Annotated in this window: 16 protein-coding genes; 12 read left to right on the top strand and 4 right to left on the bottom strand. The window is 71.0% G+C overall.

From position 1 onward, the window contains the following. The first annotated feature begins 99 nt into the window (after positions 1-99). Positions 100-705: a GTP cyclohydrolase I FolE gene (folE, locus tag P3G67_RS23680; RefSeq protein WP_269857844.1), complete on the top strand. Its 606-nt coding sequence runs from the start codon at positions 100-102 to the stop codon at positions 703-705. Between the two features lie 244 nt (positions 706-949). Here the strand turns inward: folE and P3G67_RS23675 are convergent, their stop codons facing one another. After that, complete coding sequence (locus P3G67_RS23675; protein WP_276095268.1) at positions 950-2,071, bottom strand: alpha/beta hydrolase; 1,122 nt, start codon at positions 2,069-2,071, stop codon at positions 950-952. Between the two features lie 203 nt (positions 2,072-2,274). Between P3G67_RS23675 and P3G67_RS23670 the strand changes: the two genes are divergently transcribed. From P3G67_RS23670 to P3G67_RS23645, 6 genes are all read left to right on the top strand, one after another. Then, positions 2,275-4,116, top strand: coding sequence for a phosphatidylglycerol lysyltransferase domain-containing protein (locus tag P3G67_RS23670; protein WP_276095267.1), 1,842 nt, complete (start codon positions 2,275-2,277; stop codon positions 4,114-4,116). 60 nt (positions 4,117-4,176) lie between these two features. Then, entirely contained in the window at positions 4,177-5,031 is an 855-nt protein-coding gene (gene folP, locus P3G67_RS23665) for a dihydropteroate synthase (protein ID WP_276095266.1), read from the top strand. A 2-nt stretch (positions 5,032-5,033) separates the two neighbouring features. After that, positions 5,034-5,513, top strand: a complete 480-nt coding sequence (locus tag P3G67_RS23660) for a nuclear transport factor 2 family protein (protein WP_391858331.1) — start codon at positions 5,034-5,036, stop codon at positions 5,511-5,513. Between the two features lie 321 nt (positions 5,514-5,834). Beyond that, the gene (gene folB / locus P3G67_RS23655) at positions 5,835-6,194 is read left to right on the top strand and encodes a dihydroneopterin aldolase (protein WP_276095264.1); all 360 of its coding nucleotides are present in this window, start codon (positions 5,835-5,837) and stop codon (positions 6,192-6,194) included. Then, positions 6,191-6,781: a 2-amino-4-hydroxy-6-hydroxymethyldihydropteridine diphosphokinase gene (gene folK / locus P3G67_RS23650; protein ID WP_269857838.1), complete on the top strand. Its 591-nt coding sequence runs from the start codon at positions 6,191-6,193 to the stop codon at positions 6,779-6,781. Before folB ends, folK begins: the two co-directional genes overlap by 4 nt. 46 nt (positions 6,782-6,827) lie before the next feature. Next, a complete protein-coding gene (locus tag P3G67_RS23645) occupies positions 6,828-7,289 on the top strand; it encodes a DUF3180 domain-containing protein (RefSeq protein WP_276095263.1) in 462 nt (153 codons plus the stop codon). Between the two features lie 127 nt (positions 7,290-7,416). Here P3G67_RS23645 and P3G67_RS23640 read toward each other — a convergent pair whose 3' ends face one another. Further along, a complete protein-coding gene (locus P3G67_RS23640; protein ID WP_276095262.1) occupies positions 7,417-8,568 on the bottom strand; it encodes an ABC transporter ATP-binding protein in 1,152 nt (383 codons plus the stop codon). A 251-nt stretch (positions 8,569-8,819) separates the two neighbouring features. Here P3G67_RS23640 and P3G67_RS23635 point away from each other — a divergent pair, with 251 nt between their 5' ends. From P3G67_RS23635 to P3G67_RS23620, 4 genes are all read left to right on the top strand, one after another. Beyond that, a complete protein-coding gene (locus P3G67_RS23635; protein WP_269857925.1) occupies positions 8,820-9,542 on the top strand; it encodes an ABC transporter permease in 723 nt (240 codons plus the stop codon). Further along, positions 9,542-10,267 (top strand): ABC transporter permease, encoded by a 726-nt coding sequence (locus P3G67_RS23630; protein WP_276095261.1) that lies wholly within the window; start codon positions 9,542-9,544, stop codon positions 10,265-10,267. Before P3G67_RS23635 ends, P3G67_RS23630 begins: the two co-directional genes overlap by 1 nt. Then, positions 10,264-11,235: an ABC transporter substrate-binding protein gene (locus P3G67_RS23625; protein WP_276095260.1), complete on the top strand. Its 972-nt coding sequence runs from the start codon at positions 10,264-10,266 to the stop codon at positions 11,233-11,235. The genes P3G67_RS23630 and P3G67_RS23625 overlap by 4 nt, the downstream gene beginning before the upstream one ends. Before the next feature lie 90 nt (positions 11,236-11,325). Continuing rightward, a complete protein-coding gene (locus P3G67_RS23620) occupies positions 11,326-12,261 on the top strand; it encodes a hypothetical protein (protein ID WP_276095259.1) in 936 nt (311 codons plus the stop codon). Between the two features lie 68 nt (positions 12,262-12,329). Here P3G67_RS23620 and P3G67_RS23615 read toward each other — a convergent pair whose 3' ends face one another. Further along, on the bottom strand, positions 12,330-13,472 hold the full coding sequence (locus P3G67_RS23615) for an NADH-quinone oxidoreductase subunit D (RefSeq protein WP_269857832.1): 1,143 nt from the start codon (positions 13,470-13,472) through the stop codon (positions 12,330-12,332). Between the two features lie 12 nt (positions 13,473-13,484). Further along, on the bottom strand, positions 13,485-14,498 hold the full coding sequence (locus P3G67_RS23610; RefSeq protein WP_391858330.1) for an SAM-dependent methyltransferase: 1,014 nt from the start codon (positions 14,496-14,498) through the stop codon (positions 13,485-13,487). Between the two features lie 123 nt (positions 14,499-14,621). Here P3G67_RS23610 and P3G67_RS23605 point away from each other — a divergent pair, with 123 nt between their 5' ends. Further along, positions 14,622-15,824 (top strand): sensor histidine kinase, encoded by a 1,203-nt coding sequence (locus tag P3G67_RS23605; protein ID WP_276095257.1) that lies wholly within the window; start codon positions 14,622-14,624, stop codon positions 15,822-15,824. Positions 15,825-15,834: the final 10 nt, after the last annotated feature.

Here is a 15,834-nt window from a genome sequence, read left to right as displayed (position 1 = left end):
CCATCGGCCCGGAATGAACGCCGCGCCTCCCAGGTTCTAGCCTGGGAGGCGCGGCATTTCGCTTTGCCAGGTGTTACGTGTAGCAGGAACGAGGCGCATATGACCGACCCGGTGACGCTGGTCGACGCGGCCCCCGCCGGCGAGTTCGACGAGAAGCGGGCCGAGAACGCCGTCCGCGAACTGCTGATCGCGGTGGGAGAGGACCCGGACCGCGAGGGCCTGCGGGAGACCCCGGCACGCGTGGCGCGGGCGTACAAGGAGATCTTCGCGGGCCTCTGGCAGACCCCGGAAGAGGTGCTCACCACCACCTTCGACCTCGGCCATGACGAGATGGTGCTGGTCAAGGACATCGAGGTCTACTCCACCTGTGAGCACCACCTGGTGCCGTTCCACGGCGTCGCGCACGTCGGCTACATCCCCGCCACCAGCGGAAAGATCACCGGGCTGTCCAAGCTGGCCCGGCTGGTCGACGTGTTCGCCCGCCGCCCCCAGGTGCAGGAACGGCTCACCACGCAGATCGCCGACTCCCTGATGGACATCCTGGAGCCGCGCGGCGTGATCGTGGTCGTCGAGTGCGAGCACATGTGCATGTCGATGCGCGGCATCCGCAAGCCCGGCGCGAAGACCACCACCTCGGCGGTGCGCGGCCAGCTGCGGGACCCGGCGACCCGCGCCGAGGCGATGAGCCTGATACTGGCCCGCTAGGGCCGCTGGGGACCTTGGGGCGGTTCCGGCGCCGTCGGCGCGCCCTTGGTCGTTTCGGCGCGGCGTCGGCGGTGATTCCCCGCCACGACGGCTCGTGCCCCCCGCAGCTCCGTCCGTCGGCGTCGCGACGTGCCGCAACCCGCCCAGCCCGGCGGATCCGTCCGAAGGGCGAACGCGCCGCGGCCGGGAGGACGTCCTGTCCTCCCGGCCGCGTTGAACGGTGCGCCCCCGTGGGGGTGGGGTGTTACTGGGTGAGGTGCTGGCTCAGCGCGTCGAGCGCGCTCGGCACCTCCCGGTTCCAGGTGGTGAAGTTGTGACCGCCGCTGGGCAGGATGATCGAGGCGATCTGCATCGGCGGCTTGACCGCCTTCATGAACGCCACCGTGCGGCTGTAGTCCCACTCGCCCTGCTTGCTGCTGGTGACCAGCGCCCAGACCTTCGGGGCGGGCTTGTTCTTCAGCAGCCACATCATGTCGTTCTCGTTCTGCAGCTGCTTGCTGCCGCCGAACAGGTCGCCGGTGGTCGGGTCGTTGTGGGTGTTGTAGTAACCCGACAGCGAGACGGCCGCGGAGAAGGCGTCGGGGTGCCGCATCGACATCTTCAGGGCGCAGTAGCCACCTGTGGAGTCGCCCATGACGCCCCAGTTCTGGGGGGCGTTGCCGACCCGGTAGTTGGCCGAGATGACCTGCCGCAGCTCCTTGGTGAAGAAGGTCTCCACCTGGGGGCCGCCGGGGACGTCCATGCATTCGGTGTCACGCGGGGGCACCACGGTCGGCCGCATCATGACCATGATCATCGGCTGCATCTTGCCCTGCTGGATGTGCTCCGTCGCCGTCTGCGGATACTTCATCCGGGTGATCAGCGACTCGGCGGTGCCCGGGTAACCGGTGAGTATCACCGACGCGGGGAAGTTCTGCTTGCTGAAACCCTTCTGGAAGTACTGCGGCGGCAGGTAGACATAGGCGGGGGTGGTGATGCCGGTCTTGGCACCCTTGATCTGCACCTTGTCGATCCGGCCGGCCTTATCCGGCGACCCGCCGCCCGGCACGCCGACGCCCTGGGAGCCGAGGTGCTCCAGGCCGTCCTTGCCGTTCGTGGCGCCCGCCGTGTAGTCCACGACCTGGCCCGGGTCCTGGTTCGTCCCGAACAGGTCCGCGAACGAGGAGTAGAACCCGAAGTACGAGTTGATCGACAGCCCCAATGCGGCGAGGATCGCCAGCTGGCCACCGAACAGCAGCCCGACGCGGCCCGCTATGGGCTTGACCCCTTGGCGGGACAGCCGTGGCCACAGCCAGATGGTGGCGACGAAGAAGGCCACCGCCAGCACGATGACCAAGACCAGGAGTTTCTTACTAGTGAGACCCATGAGGCGCTTTCCGTTCGGTGGACCGGCCGTCCAGCCCCGCCAAGTGGAACCTCACGGCCAAAGCTCTCGTCCTAGAGGACGCACAGAGCTCGCACGGCCGACGCACATCGGGCCGGAAGATCCATTTATCGGGGCTGGGAGACCGATGTCTGCACACAAAGATGCCGAACGCCTTAAAAGGGTTCCGTCAGGGGGCGGCATCAATGACTGAGTCGTCCGCCACACAGGATTCACGCGCACGCCTCCCGAGGTTCACCCCGAGCAGCAAGGTGCCCGCACTCGTGGGCACCGTAGGCGCCGTGATCGGGCTGCTGGACCTGGCGACCGGGATCATCCCGCAGCTCAGGCACAGCCGGGTGCACACCTGGACGGGCTATCTGCCCGGTGCGGTGAGCAGCATCGCGGCAGCCGCCTCGATCATCCTGGGCCTGTTGATGCTGATGCTCGCGCACGGGCTCAAGCGCCGCAAGCGGCGGGCCTGGACGGCCGCCGTCGTGCTGCTGCCCGCCGGGATACTGGCGGAGGTGCTGCACCACCGGCTGTCGATAGTCGACACCGTCCTGTCGGCGGGTCTGATGGTGGTGCTGCTCACCCACCGCAGCCAGTTCACGGCGCTGTCCGACCCACGTACCCGCTGGCGGGCGGCGTTCAACTTCGTGCTGCTGTCCGTCGTCAGCTTCGGCATCGGACTGCTGATCGTCAGCGCCCACCCGAACTCGGAGATCGGGAACCCGACCTTCCTCGACCGGGTGAAGACCGTCTTGTACGGCCTGTTCGGCTTCGGCGGCCCGGTGCGCTACGCGCACGACCGCACCGCCGACATCGTCGGCTACTCCCTCGGCGGCCTCGGCTTCCTGATCCTGCTCAGCACCGCGTACCTGGTGCTGCGCCCCGAGCACCCGACCGCCGTGCTCAGCCCGGAGGACGAGGAGCAGATCCGCGGCCTGCTGGAGAAGCACGGACGGCGCGACTCCCTCGGCCACTTCGCGCTGCGCCGGGACAAGAGCGTGATCTTCTCGTCGACCGGCAAGGCCGCCATCTCGTACCGGGTGATCTCCGGCGTGATGCTCGCCAGCGGCGACCCGATCGGCGACGTGGAGGCCTGGCCGGGTGCCATCGAGCGGTTCATGGAGGAGGCCAGGGCACACGCCTGGATCCCGGCCGTGGTCGGCTGCTCGGAGACCGGCGGTGAGGTCTGGACCCGGGAGACCGGCCTGGACGCGCTGGAGCTGGGCGACGAGGCGATCGTCGAGACCGACTCCTTCTCGCTGTCCGGCCGGGCGATGCGCAACGTCCGCCAGATGGTCAAGCGCGTCGAGCGCAACGGCTACAGCTGCCGGATGCGCCGGGTCAGCGACCTGGACGAGGAGGAGCGGGCCCGGATCCGCGCCGCAGCCGCCGACTGGCGCGGCACCGACACCGAGCGCGGCTTCTCCATGGCGCTGGGCCGTTTCGGTGACCCGGAGGACGGCAACTGCGTCGTCGTCACCGCGCACAAGACGGTGGAGGACGACCCGTCGCCGCACGGCGACCTCAAGGCCGTGCTGCACTTCGTCCCGTGGGGCGAGGACGGCATCTCGCTGGAGCTGATGCGTCGCGACCGCTCGGCCGACGGGGGCATGAACGAGCTGCTGATCGTGCACGCCCTGCAGAACGCGCCGGAGCTGGGCATCACCCGGGTGTCGCTGAACTTCGCGATGTTCCGCTCGGCGCTCGCCCGCGGTGAGCGGATCGGCGCCGGTCCGGTGCTGCGCTTCTGGCGCGGGCTGCTGGTGTTCCTCTCCCGCTGGTTCCAGATCGAGTCGCTGTACAAGTTCAACGCCAAGTTCCAGCCGGTCTGGGAGCCGCGGTTCATGGTCTTCCCGACCCACCGCGACCTGCCTCGGATCGGGTTCGCCGTGATGCAGGCCGAGGCGTTCATCACCCTGGAGCTGCCCGCCCGGGTACGGCGGTGGATCCCGTTCGTCAGCAAGGAGCCGCAGCGCCGGGACTGCGCGCACCCCGAGCACAAGCGGATGGCCGCGGCGAGTGGTCGCGCCGCCTGACACCCGGGGCTCCTGTGGGCCGGTCTCCCGAAACGGGGGACCGGCCCTACGCTTTGGGGCATGGTGAATGTGCGAGGCCGGGTGGCCGGTCTGCCCGAATGGGACCGGTGCGCGGTGATGGGCGTGGTCAACGTCACGCCCGATTCGTTCTCCGACGGCGGTTTGTGGTTCGACCCCGAACTCGCCGTCAAGCACGGCCTCGACCTGATCGCCTCCGGCGCCGACCTGGTCGACGTGGGCGGTGAGTCCACCCGGCCGGGGGCACGGCGGGTCGAGGAGGCGGAGGAGATCCGCCGGGTGATCCCGGTGGTACGGGAACTGGCCGCCGCCGGGGCGCTGGTGAGCGTGGACACCATGCGGGCGTCGGTCGCCGAGCGCGCCGTCGAGGCCGGTGCGCGGCTGGTCAACGACGTCAGCGGCGGCCTCGCCGACCCGGCCATGGTGCCGATGGCCGCCGCCGCCCGTATCCCGTTCGTGGTGATGCACTGGCGCGGCGCCAGCATCGACATGATCAGCCGGGCGGTCTACCAGGACGTCACCGCGGAGGTGGTGGACGAACTGCGGCAGCGCCTTGACGCCGTGGTCGCGGCGGGCGTCGACCCGGAGCGCGTTGTGATCGACCCGGGGCTCGGTTTCGCGAAGGAGGCCCAACACGACCTGGCGCTGGTGGCGCATCTGGAACGGCTGCGCGAGTTGGGCCGTCCGCTGCTGGTGGCCGCTTCCCGCAAGCGGTTCCTGGGCCGGGTGCTCGCCGGTGACGGGGGCGACCCGCCGCCCGCCCGTGAGCGGGACGCGGCGACCGCGGCCGTCTCGGCCATCGCCGCCCGCGAGGGCGCCTGGGCGGTGCGGGTGCACGACGTGCGGCCGACCGCCGACGCGGTACGGGTTGCCCGGGCGATCGAGGGTGCCGTGTGACCATCGGACCAGACGACCAGCGGGAGGCGGTCGAGCGCGTCAACCAGGACTTCTACGACGCGGTGGAGTCCGGCGACCTGGCGGCTCTGGAGGAGATCCTGCTCGACGGCCCGCTGGCGGACTCGGTGACCGTGGTGCACCCGGGGTGGCCGGTGCTGCGCGGGCGCGGGCACGTACTGCGGTCGTACGCGCTGATCATGGCGAACACCGACTACATGCAGTTCTTCCTCACCGACGTCGAGGTCGCGGTGGCGGGCGACACCGCGCTGGTGACCTGTAGCGAGAACATCCTCAGCGGCGGGCCCGCCCAGCCGGACGGCTCCGCGGGCGAGCTGGTCGGCGGCCTGGTGGTGGCCACGAACGTGTTCCGGCACACCTCGGGCGGCTGGAAGCTGTGGTCGCACCACGGGTCTCCGGTGATGGCCGAGGAGACCGAGGACGAGGAGGACGACGAGTACGGGGACGGTGCCGCGGGCGTCTAGCGGTACGGGTGGTGGCCGTGGGGTGGCCGGCGGTCAGCCGGAACACGGCCAGCCACCCGTTCGAGCCAAGAACTTCCCAATGTAGGAGTGGCCGCCCGAGTGTCGGGTAAGGGCGCCTGCAATGCGGGCGTCGCCTGGCGGTCGGCGCCGCTCCCGAGGCGTCGCACGGCACCCCGTTAGCAAGGGTTGTCGGTGCTCGCAGGTAGATTCGATATGTAGCTTCGACTCGTGGTTCCGACGTGGGGCCTCGAACCGGGCGGGCCCGTACATGATCGGCGGGACCTAAGACCGTTGTCCGACGACCAGCAGGAGTGGTGTCTCGTGGATCGCGTCGCGCTACGCGGCTTGAAGGGCCGCGGGCACCATGGGGTCTTCCCCGAGGAACGGGAGAACGGCCAGGACTTCCTGGTGGACCTGGTGCTCGGGCTCGACACGGCGCCCGCCGCCGCCGAGGACGACCTGACCAAGACCGTGCACTACGGCGTGGTGGCCGAGGAGGTCGTACGGGTCATCGAGGGAGAGCCGGTCAACCTCATCGAGACGCTCGCCGAGCGCATCGCCACCCAGTGCCTGACCCACCCGCCGGTGCGGGAGGTCGAGGTGACCGTGCACAAGCCGCATGCCCCGATCGACGTTCCGTTTGACGACGTGACCATCACCATCCATAGGAGGCGCCCGTGAGTTCCGACCCCACCGTCCAGCCGGTACCCGCCTCCGTGGAGGAGCGCGTCGATGCCGCCGACACGACCTTGCACAACCCCAAATGGGCGGTGGTCTCGCTGGGGAGCAATCTCGGCAACCGGCTGGAGACGCTCCAGGGCGCGATCGACGCCCTCGCCGACACGCCCGGCATGCGGGTCAAAGCGGTCTCCCCGGTCTACGAGACCGAGCCGTGGGGCGTTGAGCCGGGCAGCCAGCCCAACTACCTCAACGCCGTGGTGCTGGTGAAGACCACCCTCCCGCCGGGCTCGCTGCTGGAGCGCGCCCACGCCATCGAGGAGGCGTTCGTCCGGGTACGGGACGAGCGCTGGGGCCCGCGCACCATCGATGTGGACATCGTCTCCTATCAGGACGTGGTCTCCACCGACCCGCTGCTCACCCTTCCGCACCCGCGCGCCCACGAGAGGGCGTTCGTTCTCGTACCGTGGCACGACGTGGACCCGGCGGCCGAACTGCCGGGCCGTGGACCGGTCGAGGAACTGCTGGCGCACGTCGGCCGGGAGGGCGTGACACCGCGCTCGGACGTGGAACTGCGCCTGCCGGAGTAGACGTTGCCCTTCGGGTTGGGGGCGACGTCGTGATGAGGAGACCTTGTTGAAGCAGCTTCGGTTCCGGGTGCTGGGCGGGCTGTTCCTGGTGGCCGTAGTGCTGGGGTGGGCCGGTGCCCGGATGTGGGACTCGCTGGGCACGCTGCCCGGTGTGCCGGCCGCGGCGCCCATCGTGCTCGGGCTGATCGCCGTGGTGCTGGCCGCCGCGGCGCTGTCGCTGCGCGCCAGGCTGCGCGCCCAGCGTGAGCGGCGCCCGGGGGCCAAGGGGGTGGACCCGCTGGTGGCGGCCCGCGCGGTGGTCTTCGGCCATGCGAGCGCCTTGGTCGCCGCCCTGGTGGCCGGACTCTACGGCGGCGTCGGAGCCCTCCTGCTGACCTCGCCGATCGGCACCCCGGCCCGTCACGACCAGGCCGTGTACGCCGGCCTGTCCGTGCTGACCGGCATCGCGGTCTGCGCGGCCGCGATGTGGCTGGAACGCATCTGCCGCCTCCCGGAAGACGACAGCTGACGGAACGAGGGGGGCGGAGCGCCGGGCAGGTCCCGCCGCAACGGCGAGCGACCACGACGGCGCTGACCGGCGTTGCCAGACGCACCCCACCAATTGGCCGACGGGCATGCAGGAGGGAGAAGCCTCCTCACGCTCCCGGCACCGTCTCCAACTCCACCTGGGCCCGGGCCACGTCCCGCAAGCCCGCTCCCACCGAGCGCCGCAGCGCCACGTGCAACCGCCCGGGCGTGAGCACGCCGAGGAACCGGTCGCCGTCGAGGACGGCGATCCATCCCGCGTCATGCTGGAGCATCGCGCTGAACGCCCGCTTCAGGCTGGCACCCACAGGAAGCCACGCCTCCATGCGCCGCGCGTGATCGCGCACCGCCCCCTCCCCGAGCGTGTCGGCGGCGACCCAGCCGTGCAGCGCGCCGTCCCCGTCGAGCACCACCGCCCACCGGGCGCCCTCGTCCGCGAGCCGCCGGGCGGCCTGCGGGGCCGAGTCGTCCAGCCGTACCACGGGCGGCTGTTCGAGGTCATCCGACTCGATGGGAGTGACCGAGAGCCGCTTGAGCCCCCGGTCGGAGCCGACGAAGTCGGCCACGTACGGGGTGGCCGGGGCGCCCAGCACGGTCGCGGGGGTGTCGAACTGCTCGATCCGCCCGCTGCCGTAGACCGCGATCCGGTCGCCGAGCCGTACCGCCTCCTCGATGTCATGGGTGACGAACAGGATCGTCTTTCGCACCTGCTGTTGCAGCCGGAGGAACTCGGACTGCAGGTGCTCGCGGACCACCGGGTCGACCGCGCCGAACGGCTCGTCCATCAGCAGCACCGGCGGATCGGCGGCCAACGCGCGGGCCACGCCGACCCGTTGCCGCTGGCCGCCGGAGAGCTGGTCGGGATAGCGCTCGCCGTGCGTGGCCGGGTCGAGGCCGACCAGGTCGAGCAGTTCGGCGGCGCGCTCGCGGGCCTTGCGGCGCGGCCAGCCGAGCAGATGCGGAACGGTAGCGGTGTTCTCCAGCACGGTCTTGTGCGGGAACAGGCCGACCTGCTGGATGACGTAGCCGATCCGGCGGCGCAGCGCCACCGGATCGAGGGTGGATATGTCCTCGCCGTCGAGGAGGATCCGGCCGCTGGTGGGCTCGATGAGCCGGTTGACCATCTTCATGGTGGTGGTCTTGCCGCAGCCGGACGGACCGACGAGCGTGACCAGTTCGCCCTCGGCGACCTCGAAGGAAAGGTCGTCCACGGCGACGGTGCCGTCCGGGTAGCCCTTGGTGACGTGCTCGAATCGGATCATGCGTCCTCATTGGGTCGGCTCGTGGTGCCGCGATGGCCGGTGCTTTCGACCGTACCCCGCCCCGCCGACACTGCACGCGAGTTGTGAAGGCGGCGTTGCCGCCGTGTGACGGCCCCGGGCGATTGTCGGTGCCTCGGGTTAGGGTCGTCAGACATCGAACGCGGGTGGGTGTGGAAGGGGTGTCGGGCGAAACCAGCGCCCGAACCAGGCATTGGGCCCGCGCTGCGGGATAGACGGGGGAGGTGAGCGAGATGGCCGGTGCGGACTGCTTGGCGGCGAACGACTGGATCTGCGGGGAGTATGTGCGCTCCCGGGCCCAGGAGTTGACCGACGCCACGCTGCAACACGTGTGGATCACCGGCGTCTCGGTGGCGATCGGGCTGCTGCTGGCCTTTCCGCTGGCGCTGGTGGCCCGGCGCTGGCGCCCGGCCGCCGGGCCGGTGCTGGGCTTCACCACGGTGCTCTACACGGTGCCGTCGCTGGCGATGTACTCACTGCTGCTGCCGGTCTTCGGCATCTCGGCCGCGGTGGTGGTCACCGGTCTGGTGCTGTACTCGCTGACGATCCTGGTGCGCAACATACTGGCGGGGCTTGAGTCGGTGCCCGAGGACGCCCGGGAGGCGGCCCGCGGGATGGGGTACGGGCCGCTGCGGCTGCTGTTCGGCGTCGAGCTGCCGTTGGCGCTGCCCGCGGTGATGGCGGGGCTGCGCATCGCCACGGTCTCGGCGGTCTCGCTCACCACGGTCGGCGCCATCGTCGGCTACGGCGGGCTGGGCAACCTCATCTACGAGGGCATGAACAGTCTGTTCAAGGCCCAGGTGCTCACCGCCTCGGCGATCTGCGTGGTGCTGGCGATCGCCGCCGATCTGCTGCTGCTCGGCGCGCAGCGGCTGCTCACGCCGTGGACGCGGGGACGAAGGCCCGCGCGTGCCGGACGCCGAATACGGATGCGAGCCGGGAAGGCGGCGGTGTGATGGGCGCGGTCACCGGAGCGTGGGCCTGGCTGACCACCGGCGCCAACTGGGCCGGAGCGGACGGCGTCTGGCACCGGCTGGGGGAGCACCTGTACCTCACCGCGGTGTGTCTGGTGATCAGTTGTGCCATCGCGCTGCCGGTCGGGCTGCTGCTGGGCCATCTCGGTCGGGGCGGTGCGCTGGCCGTCAACATCTCCAACGCCGGGCGCGCGGTGCCGACGTTCGCGGTGCTGGTGCTGCTGGTGCTCAGCCCGCTGGGGCGGTACGGGCAGTGGCCGACGATCATCGCGCTGGTGCTGTTCGCGGTTCCGCCGGTGCTGACCAACGCCTACGTCGGTATGCGCGAGGTCGACCGGGACGTGGTGGAGTCGGCCCGCGGCATGGGGATGACCGGCGGGCAGTTGTTGGTACGGGTGGAGCTCCCGCTGGCCTTTCCGCTGATCATGACCGGGGTGCGCACCGCCGCGGTGCAGGTGGTGGCGACCGCCACGCTCGCCGCGCTGCCGGGCGGCGGCGGCCTGGGCCGGCTGATCACGGCCGGGTTCAACCGCTATGACACCGCGCAGGTGGTGGCGGGCGCGCTGCTGGTGGCGGTGCTCGCGCTGCTGGTCGAGGGCGCGTTCGCGGTCGCGTCCCGGATCGCCGACCCGCTGCGGCACCGGCGCCGCGTCGGTCGCCGGTTCGTCAACTCCCGTGGAACGCCTAAGAGATGGGTAACCGAATGAGCAAGGGTCTGCGCGGCATACGCGCCGTCGGCGCGGCCTCGGCCGTGGTGGTACTGGCCGCGGGAGTGTCCGCCTGCGGTGGCAAGAGCCTGGAGCAGAACGGCGGCAGCCCGTCCTCCGGGCCCGGCGGCAAGGGCTCGCTGGTGATCGGCTCCGCCGGGTTCACCGAGAGCGCGGTCCTGGCGCAGTTGTACGCGAAGGTGCTCGGCGACGCGGGGTACTCCACGTCGGTCCAGACGCTGAACAACCGCGAGCTGTACGAACCCGCCCTGGAGAAGGGGCAGATCGATGTGGTCCCGGAGTACGCGGCGACGCTGGCGGAGTTCCTCAACGCCAAGGTGAACGGTTCGAAGGCCAAGCCGGTCGCCTCCTCCGACGTGACCGCGACCGTGGCCGCCCTGACCAGGCTCGCCGGGCCGCGCGGGCTGAAGGTGCTCGCCGCCGGCGACGCGGTGGACCAGAACGCGTTCGCGGTGGCCAAGGCGTTCGCGGACCAGCACCATCTGAAGACGCTCAGCGATCTGGGCAGGTCCAAGCTGCCGGTGAAGCTGGCCGCCGGGGACGAGTGCCCGGACCGGCCGTACTGCGAGCCGGTACTGAAGCAGACCTACGGCATCGACGTGACCGGCATCGACCCCAAGGGCGTGGGCACCCCGCAGTCCAAGCAGGCGGTCAAGGACGGCGCCGACCAGTTGGTGCTGACCACCACCACCGACGCGACCCTGGACCAGTTCGGCCTGGTCCTGCTTCAGGACGACAAGAAGGTCCAGAACGCCGACAACGTGCTGCCGGTGGTGAACGCCAAGCACGCGGGATCGCCGCAGATCGCCGAGGCGTTGGACAGGCTGACGAAGGTGCTCACCACCGCCGATCTCACCGCGCTCGACAAACAGGTGGACGCGGAGCGGAAGAAGCCGTCGGATGTCGCCACGGATTACCTCAAATCGAAGGGATTGATCAAGAGTTGAGCAAGATCAATCCGATATGTGACAGAACAGGAAGGGACGAATCGGGCAGTCCCCTCCCACTGGCCTCTTTCGCACGCTAGGTTTCAAGCCATGCCACGTGGACGACACCGCCATTCACCGCCGCTGCACAGGCTCCTTCCCCCGTTGACGGTCGCCGGGTCGGCCACGGCCCTGGCCGTAGGTGCCTGGTTCAGTCCCAGTGGTGAACATGCGGTCGTCCTGCGTGCGCTCGTCACCGCGGCGGCCGCCGCCGCGTGCGCCGGCGCGGTGCTGCTGCGCAGCTGGGACCGCGCCGCGGGCAAGCGGGTCGCCGAGCTGACCGCCGCCCGGGTGCGCGACGAGTGGCGCACCGACGAGCGCATAGCCGAACTGGAAACCGACGTGGAGGAGTCCCGCGAGATCCGCCGCCGACTGGAGAGCGCGCTGCGCGCCAAGCGCGGCGAGCTGTCCCGACTGCGCGGAGAGCACGCGGACCTGCTGCGCCGGTACGCCACCGCCGAGAGCGAGCGGGCCCGCGCCCTGGAGAGCCGCCGCAGGCTGGCGATCGAGGCCGCCGTACCGCGCGGCGCCATCGCCTCCGCGACGCCGTCCGGCGGCAGCTCGGTGTCCCCGGCCGCGTATCTGAAGGCCGCCAACGCGCTGCGCAACTTCGAGCGCAACGCCGCCAGGCAGCGCGCCGCCGAAGCCGCCAAGGCGGAGGACCGGGCCCCGGCCGTGCCGCCGCGGGCCACCACCGCCGAGGACCACGCGCCGCTCCCCGAGCAGCCGCGCCTCGTCCCGGCCTCGGCCGCCGTACTGCCCTACGCACAGGCCCGGGGCACGGCGGCCAAGCGCCCGCAGGGCGGCTTCGACTTCTTCGGCGTGCACAAGACCTCCGCCGCACCCGACCTCGCCGATGTGATCGGTGACGAGGCCTACGCCGAGCACAGGGCGGGCCAGGACCACGACGACGACCCCGAGGTCATCGACCTCACGGCGCACGACGAGACAGAGCAGATCGACGTTCGGGTACTGCGCGCCCAGTAGCCGCGTACCCAAGGCGGCCGAAGGCCCGGCATCCGCTCAGCGGGTGCCGGGCCTTCTCCTTGCGACGGCTACTTGTCGATGTCGCCCACCACGAAGAACATCGAGCCGAGGATCGCCACCATGTCGGCGACCAGCGTGCCCGGCAGCAGCTCGGTCAGCGCCTGGATGTTGTTGTACGAGGCCGAGCGCAACTTGAGCCGGTAGGGGGTCTTCTCGCCCTTGGACACCAGGTAGTAGCCGTTGATGCCGAGCGGGTTCTCGGTCCACGCGTAGGTGTGCCCCTCGGGTGCCTTGAGTACCTTCGGCAGCCGCTGGTTGATCGGCCCGGGCGGCAGCTCGGCGATCCGGTCCAGGCAGGCGTCCGCCAGGTCGAGGGAGTTGTGCGTCTGCTCCAGCAGGCACTCGAACCGCGCCAGGCAGTCGCCCTCGGTGCGGGTGACCACCTTCAGGGTGTCCGCCAACTCCCCGTACGCCAGGTACGGTTCGTCCCGCCGCAGGTCGAAGTCGACGCCGGAGGCGCGGGCGATCGGCCCGCTCACCCCGTACGCGTGCACCGTCTGCGGAGTGAGGTGGCCGACGCCCCGGGTGCGGCCGCGGAAGATCTCGTTGCCCAGCACCAGCCGGTCGAAGACGTCCATCCGGGAGCGCACGTCGGCGATGGCCTGGCGGGCCCGCCCCAGCCAGCCGTTGGGCAGGTCCTCCTTGAGGCCGCCGACCCGGTTGAACATGTAGTGCATCCGGCCGCCGGAGACCTCCTCCATGGCGTTCTGCAACTCCTCGCGCTCGCGGAACGCGTGGAAGACGGGGGTGATGCCGCCGAGTTCGAGCGGATACGAGCCCAGGAACATCAGATGGTTGAGCACCCGGTTCAGCTCGGCGAGCAGGGTGCGCGTCCACACCGCGCGCTCCGGCACCTCCATGCCCAGCATCCGCTCGACGGCGATGACGACGCCGAGTTCGTTGCAGAACGCGGACAGCCAGTCGTGCCGGTTGGCGAGCATGATGATCTGGCGGTAGTCGCGCGCCTCGAACAGCTTCTCCGCGCCGCGGTGCATATAGCCGATGACGGGTTCGGCGTGGCTGATCCGCTCTCCCTCCAGGACCAGCCGCAGCCGCAGTACGCCGTGTGTGGAGGGGTGCTGGGGGCCGATGTTGAGCACCATGTCGGTGCCTTCCGCGGCGCCGCCGATGCCGACCGTCGTCTCCGTCATGGGGACAGTCTCCTACGAGGGCGGCGCGGTGGTGAAAGCCGCCTCCACCGGAACGCCGACCGAGCGCACCAGCCAGCCGAAGTCACCCAGCCCACCCGCGGCCGTCAGCTCCGCGGCCCGGCTCGCCTCGGCCAGCGCGCGCACATAGCCCGCCGGATCGGTGGCGGCCAGGGAAAGCGGCGGCCGTGCCCCGCCGACCCCCAGGTCGCGCAGCGCCTCCCGTTGGGAGAGCAGCAGGCACCCGGTCTCGCCGACCGCCGCGGCGCAGGCGTCCAGCGCCACGTGCGAGGTCAGATCGCACGAGCCGTCCGGCACCGGATCGACCTCCCGCCCGGCGCGGTAGCCGGTCAGGGTGCCGAACGGCGGCCGGGTGGCCCGCTGGTGCGCGTAGTCCACCGCCACCGCGAGCCCCCGGGCCAGCGAGCCGACCGCCTCCGCCCACGCCGCGTCCCGGGGCCGACCGATCTCGGCGCGGGCGCCCGGCGCGCCCGCGATCGGCCACCAGCGGTCGAGCCACTCCGCGTCCGCCCCGGTCACCGGCTCGCCCAGCCGCTGCGCGCCGTCCTCGGCGCGCACCAGGACGTAGCGGGGCACACCGTGCTCGTCGGACTCGGCCACCTCGACGGGGACGTTGTCCAGCCACTCGTTGGCGAACAGCAGCCCGGTCACACCGCGCGGCGGCTCCGCGCACCAGCGGATCCGCGGATCCAGGCCCTCCGGCCGCGCCGCGCGCTCCACGGCGTACGGCGTCAACCGTCCGGACAGCTCGGCCGGTACGCACCCGAGCACCCCGGTCAGCAGCTCGCCGCGTCCGGCGCCGACGTCCACCAGGGCCAGCTCGGCCGGTCCGCCCAGTGCCCGGTCGACCCGCGCGAGCAGTTCCGCGACGGCGGCGGCGTACCTCGGTGAGGCGTGCACGGACGTGCTGAAGTGCCCGGCAGGCCCCTCGGGCCGGTGGAAGAACCCGTTCGGCCCGTACAGCGCCGCCTCCGTCGCCTGCCGCCACCCCTGCCACCGCGTCGTCACCGCTCCACCGTAGGCGGTGACGGTGGATTGATCAGCCATCCACCCTGCGGAGTAGCGGGTGCCGCCCAGGATCGCTCTACCGGTTGACCCCATCACGTATGACCCGTGCCTACGCTGGGTTACGTGCAGCGCCTCTACGACTTCCTCCGCCGTCACCCGACCATGGTCGACAGCTTCTGGGCGTTCGTCCTGCTCGGGTTCGGGGCGCTGCAGATCGTCTCGGAGTCCGGGTCGCGCGGTGAGCGGCTGATGGAGCTTCCGGTCGCGGTGGCGCTGTGCCTGGTCGTGGCGCTGCGTCGCCGGGCGCCGGAGAAGCTGCTGCTGCTGGCCATCGCCACCGGCATCGCGCAGCTGGTCTGGCGCGTCACGCCCACTCTGGCCAACTTCGCGATGCTGGTGATCGTCTACACGGTCGCCTCGGTCGGCGCTCAGTGGGCCCGCAGGCTGGCGCTGGTCGGATCGCTGAGCGCGGCGGGGCTGTACCAGCTGCGGTGGCCGACCAGCGCGGAGACCAGCGGGCATCTGGTCAACATCGCCCTCGCCGTCGTCTTCATGACCATTCCGTTCTTCCTCGCCTGGGTGATCGGCGACAGCCTGCGCACCCGTCGCGCCTACTACGCGCAGCTGGAGGAGCGGGCCGAGCGGCTGCAGCGCGAGCGCGAGGCGCAGTCGAAGGCCGCGGTCGCCGCCGAGCGGGCCCGCATCGCCCGGGAGCTGCACGACGTGGTGGCGCACAACGTCTCGGTGATGGTGGTCCAGGCCGACGGCGCCGCGTACGTGCTGGACGCCTCGCCGGAGCAGGCCAAGCAGGCGCTGTCCACCATCTCGCAGACCGGGCGGCTGGCGCTGGCCGAGATGCGCCGCCTGCTCGGGCTGCTGCGCGCCTCGGACGACAGCGGCGGCGAGTACGTACCGCAGCCCGGCGTGGACCAGCTCGGCGACCTCATAGACCAGGTGCGCGGCGCGGGCCTTCCGGTGGACTTCGCCGTGGACGGCGCTCCGCGACCGCTGTCCAGCGGGGTGGAGCTGACCGCGTACCGCATCGTGCAGGAGGCGCTGACCAACACCCGCAAGCACGGCGGCCCGGACGCGCGGGCCACCGTGCACCTCACCTACGGCGACAGCGATTTGAAGATGCTGATCGAGGACGACGGGCGCGGCGCGCAGCACGAGCTGTACGAGGAGGGCGGCGCCGACGGCCTCGGTCAGGGCCTGATCGGCATGCGGGAGCGCATCGCCATGGTGGGCGGCACGCTGTCCGCCGGGCCGCGTCCTGGCGGTGGCTTCCGGATCAGCGCGGAACTGCCGCTCAAACCAGTTAGCTGACGGCATGTCA

The organism is Streptomyces silvisoli (genome assembly GCF_029269905.1).
In the GTDB taxonomy this organism is placed as follows: Bacteria; Actinomycetota; Actinomycetes; order Streptomycetales; family Streptomycetaceae; genus Streptantibioticus_A; species Streptantibioticus_A silvisoli_A.
This window is presented reverse-complemented; position numbering and strand designations above follow the sequence as displayed.

Excerpts from the sequence above, each read along its gene's own strand:
- P3G67_RS23635 (WP_269857925.1), top strand. The coding sequence starts at position 8,820 with ATGGCCGGTGCGGACTGCTTGGCGGCGAACGACTGGATCTGCGGGGAG.
- P3G67_RS23615 (WP_269857832.1), bottom strand. The coding sequence starts at position 13,472 with ATGACGGAGACGACGGTCGGCATCGGCGGCGCCGCGGAAGGCACCGAC.
- P3G67_RS23630 (WP_276095261.1), top strand. The coding sequence starts at position 9,542 with ATGGGCGCGGTCACCGGAGCGTGGGCCTGGCTGACCACCGGCGCCAAC.
- folE (WP_269857844.1), top strand. The coding sequence starts at position 100 with ATGACCGACCCGGTGACGCTGGTCGACGCGGCCCCCGCCGGCGAGTTC.
- P3G67_RS23640 (WP_276095262.1), bottom strand. The coding sequence starts at position 8,568 with ATGATCCGATTCGAGCACGTCACCAAGGGCTACCCGGACGGCACCGTC.
- P3G67_RS23620 (WP_276095259.1), top strand. The coding sequence starts at position 11,326 with ATGCCACGTGGACGACACCGCCATTCACCGCCGCTGCACAGGCTCCTT.
- P3G67_RS23625 (WP_276095260.1), top strand. The coding sequence starts at position 10,264 with ATGAGCAAGGGTCTGCGCGGCATACGCGCCGTCGGCGCGGCCTCGGCC.
- folP (WP_276095266.1), top strand. The coding sequence starts at position 4,177 with ATGGTGAATGTGCGAGGCCGGGTGGCCGGTCTGCCCGAATGGGACCGG.
- P3G67_RS23670 (WP_276095267.1), top strand. The coding sequence starts at position 2,275 with ATGACTGAGTCGTCCGCCACACAGGATTCACGCGCACGCCTCCCGAGG.
- P3G67_RS23675 (WP_276095268.1), bottom strand. The coding sequence starts at position 2,071 with ATGGGTCTCACTAGTAAGAAACTCCTGGTCTTGGTCATCGTGCTGGCG.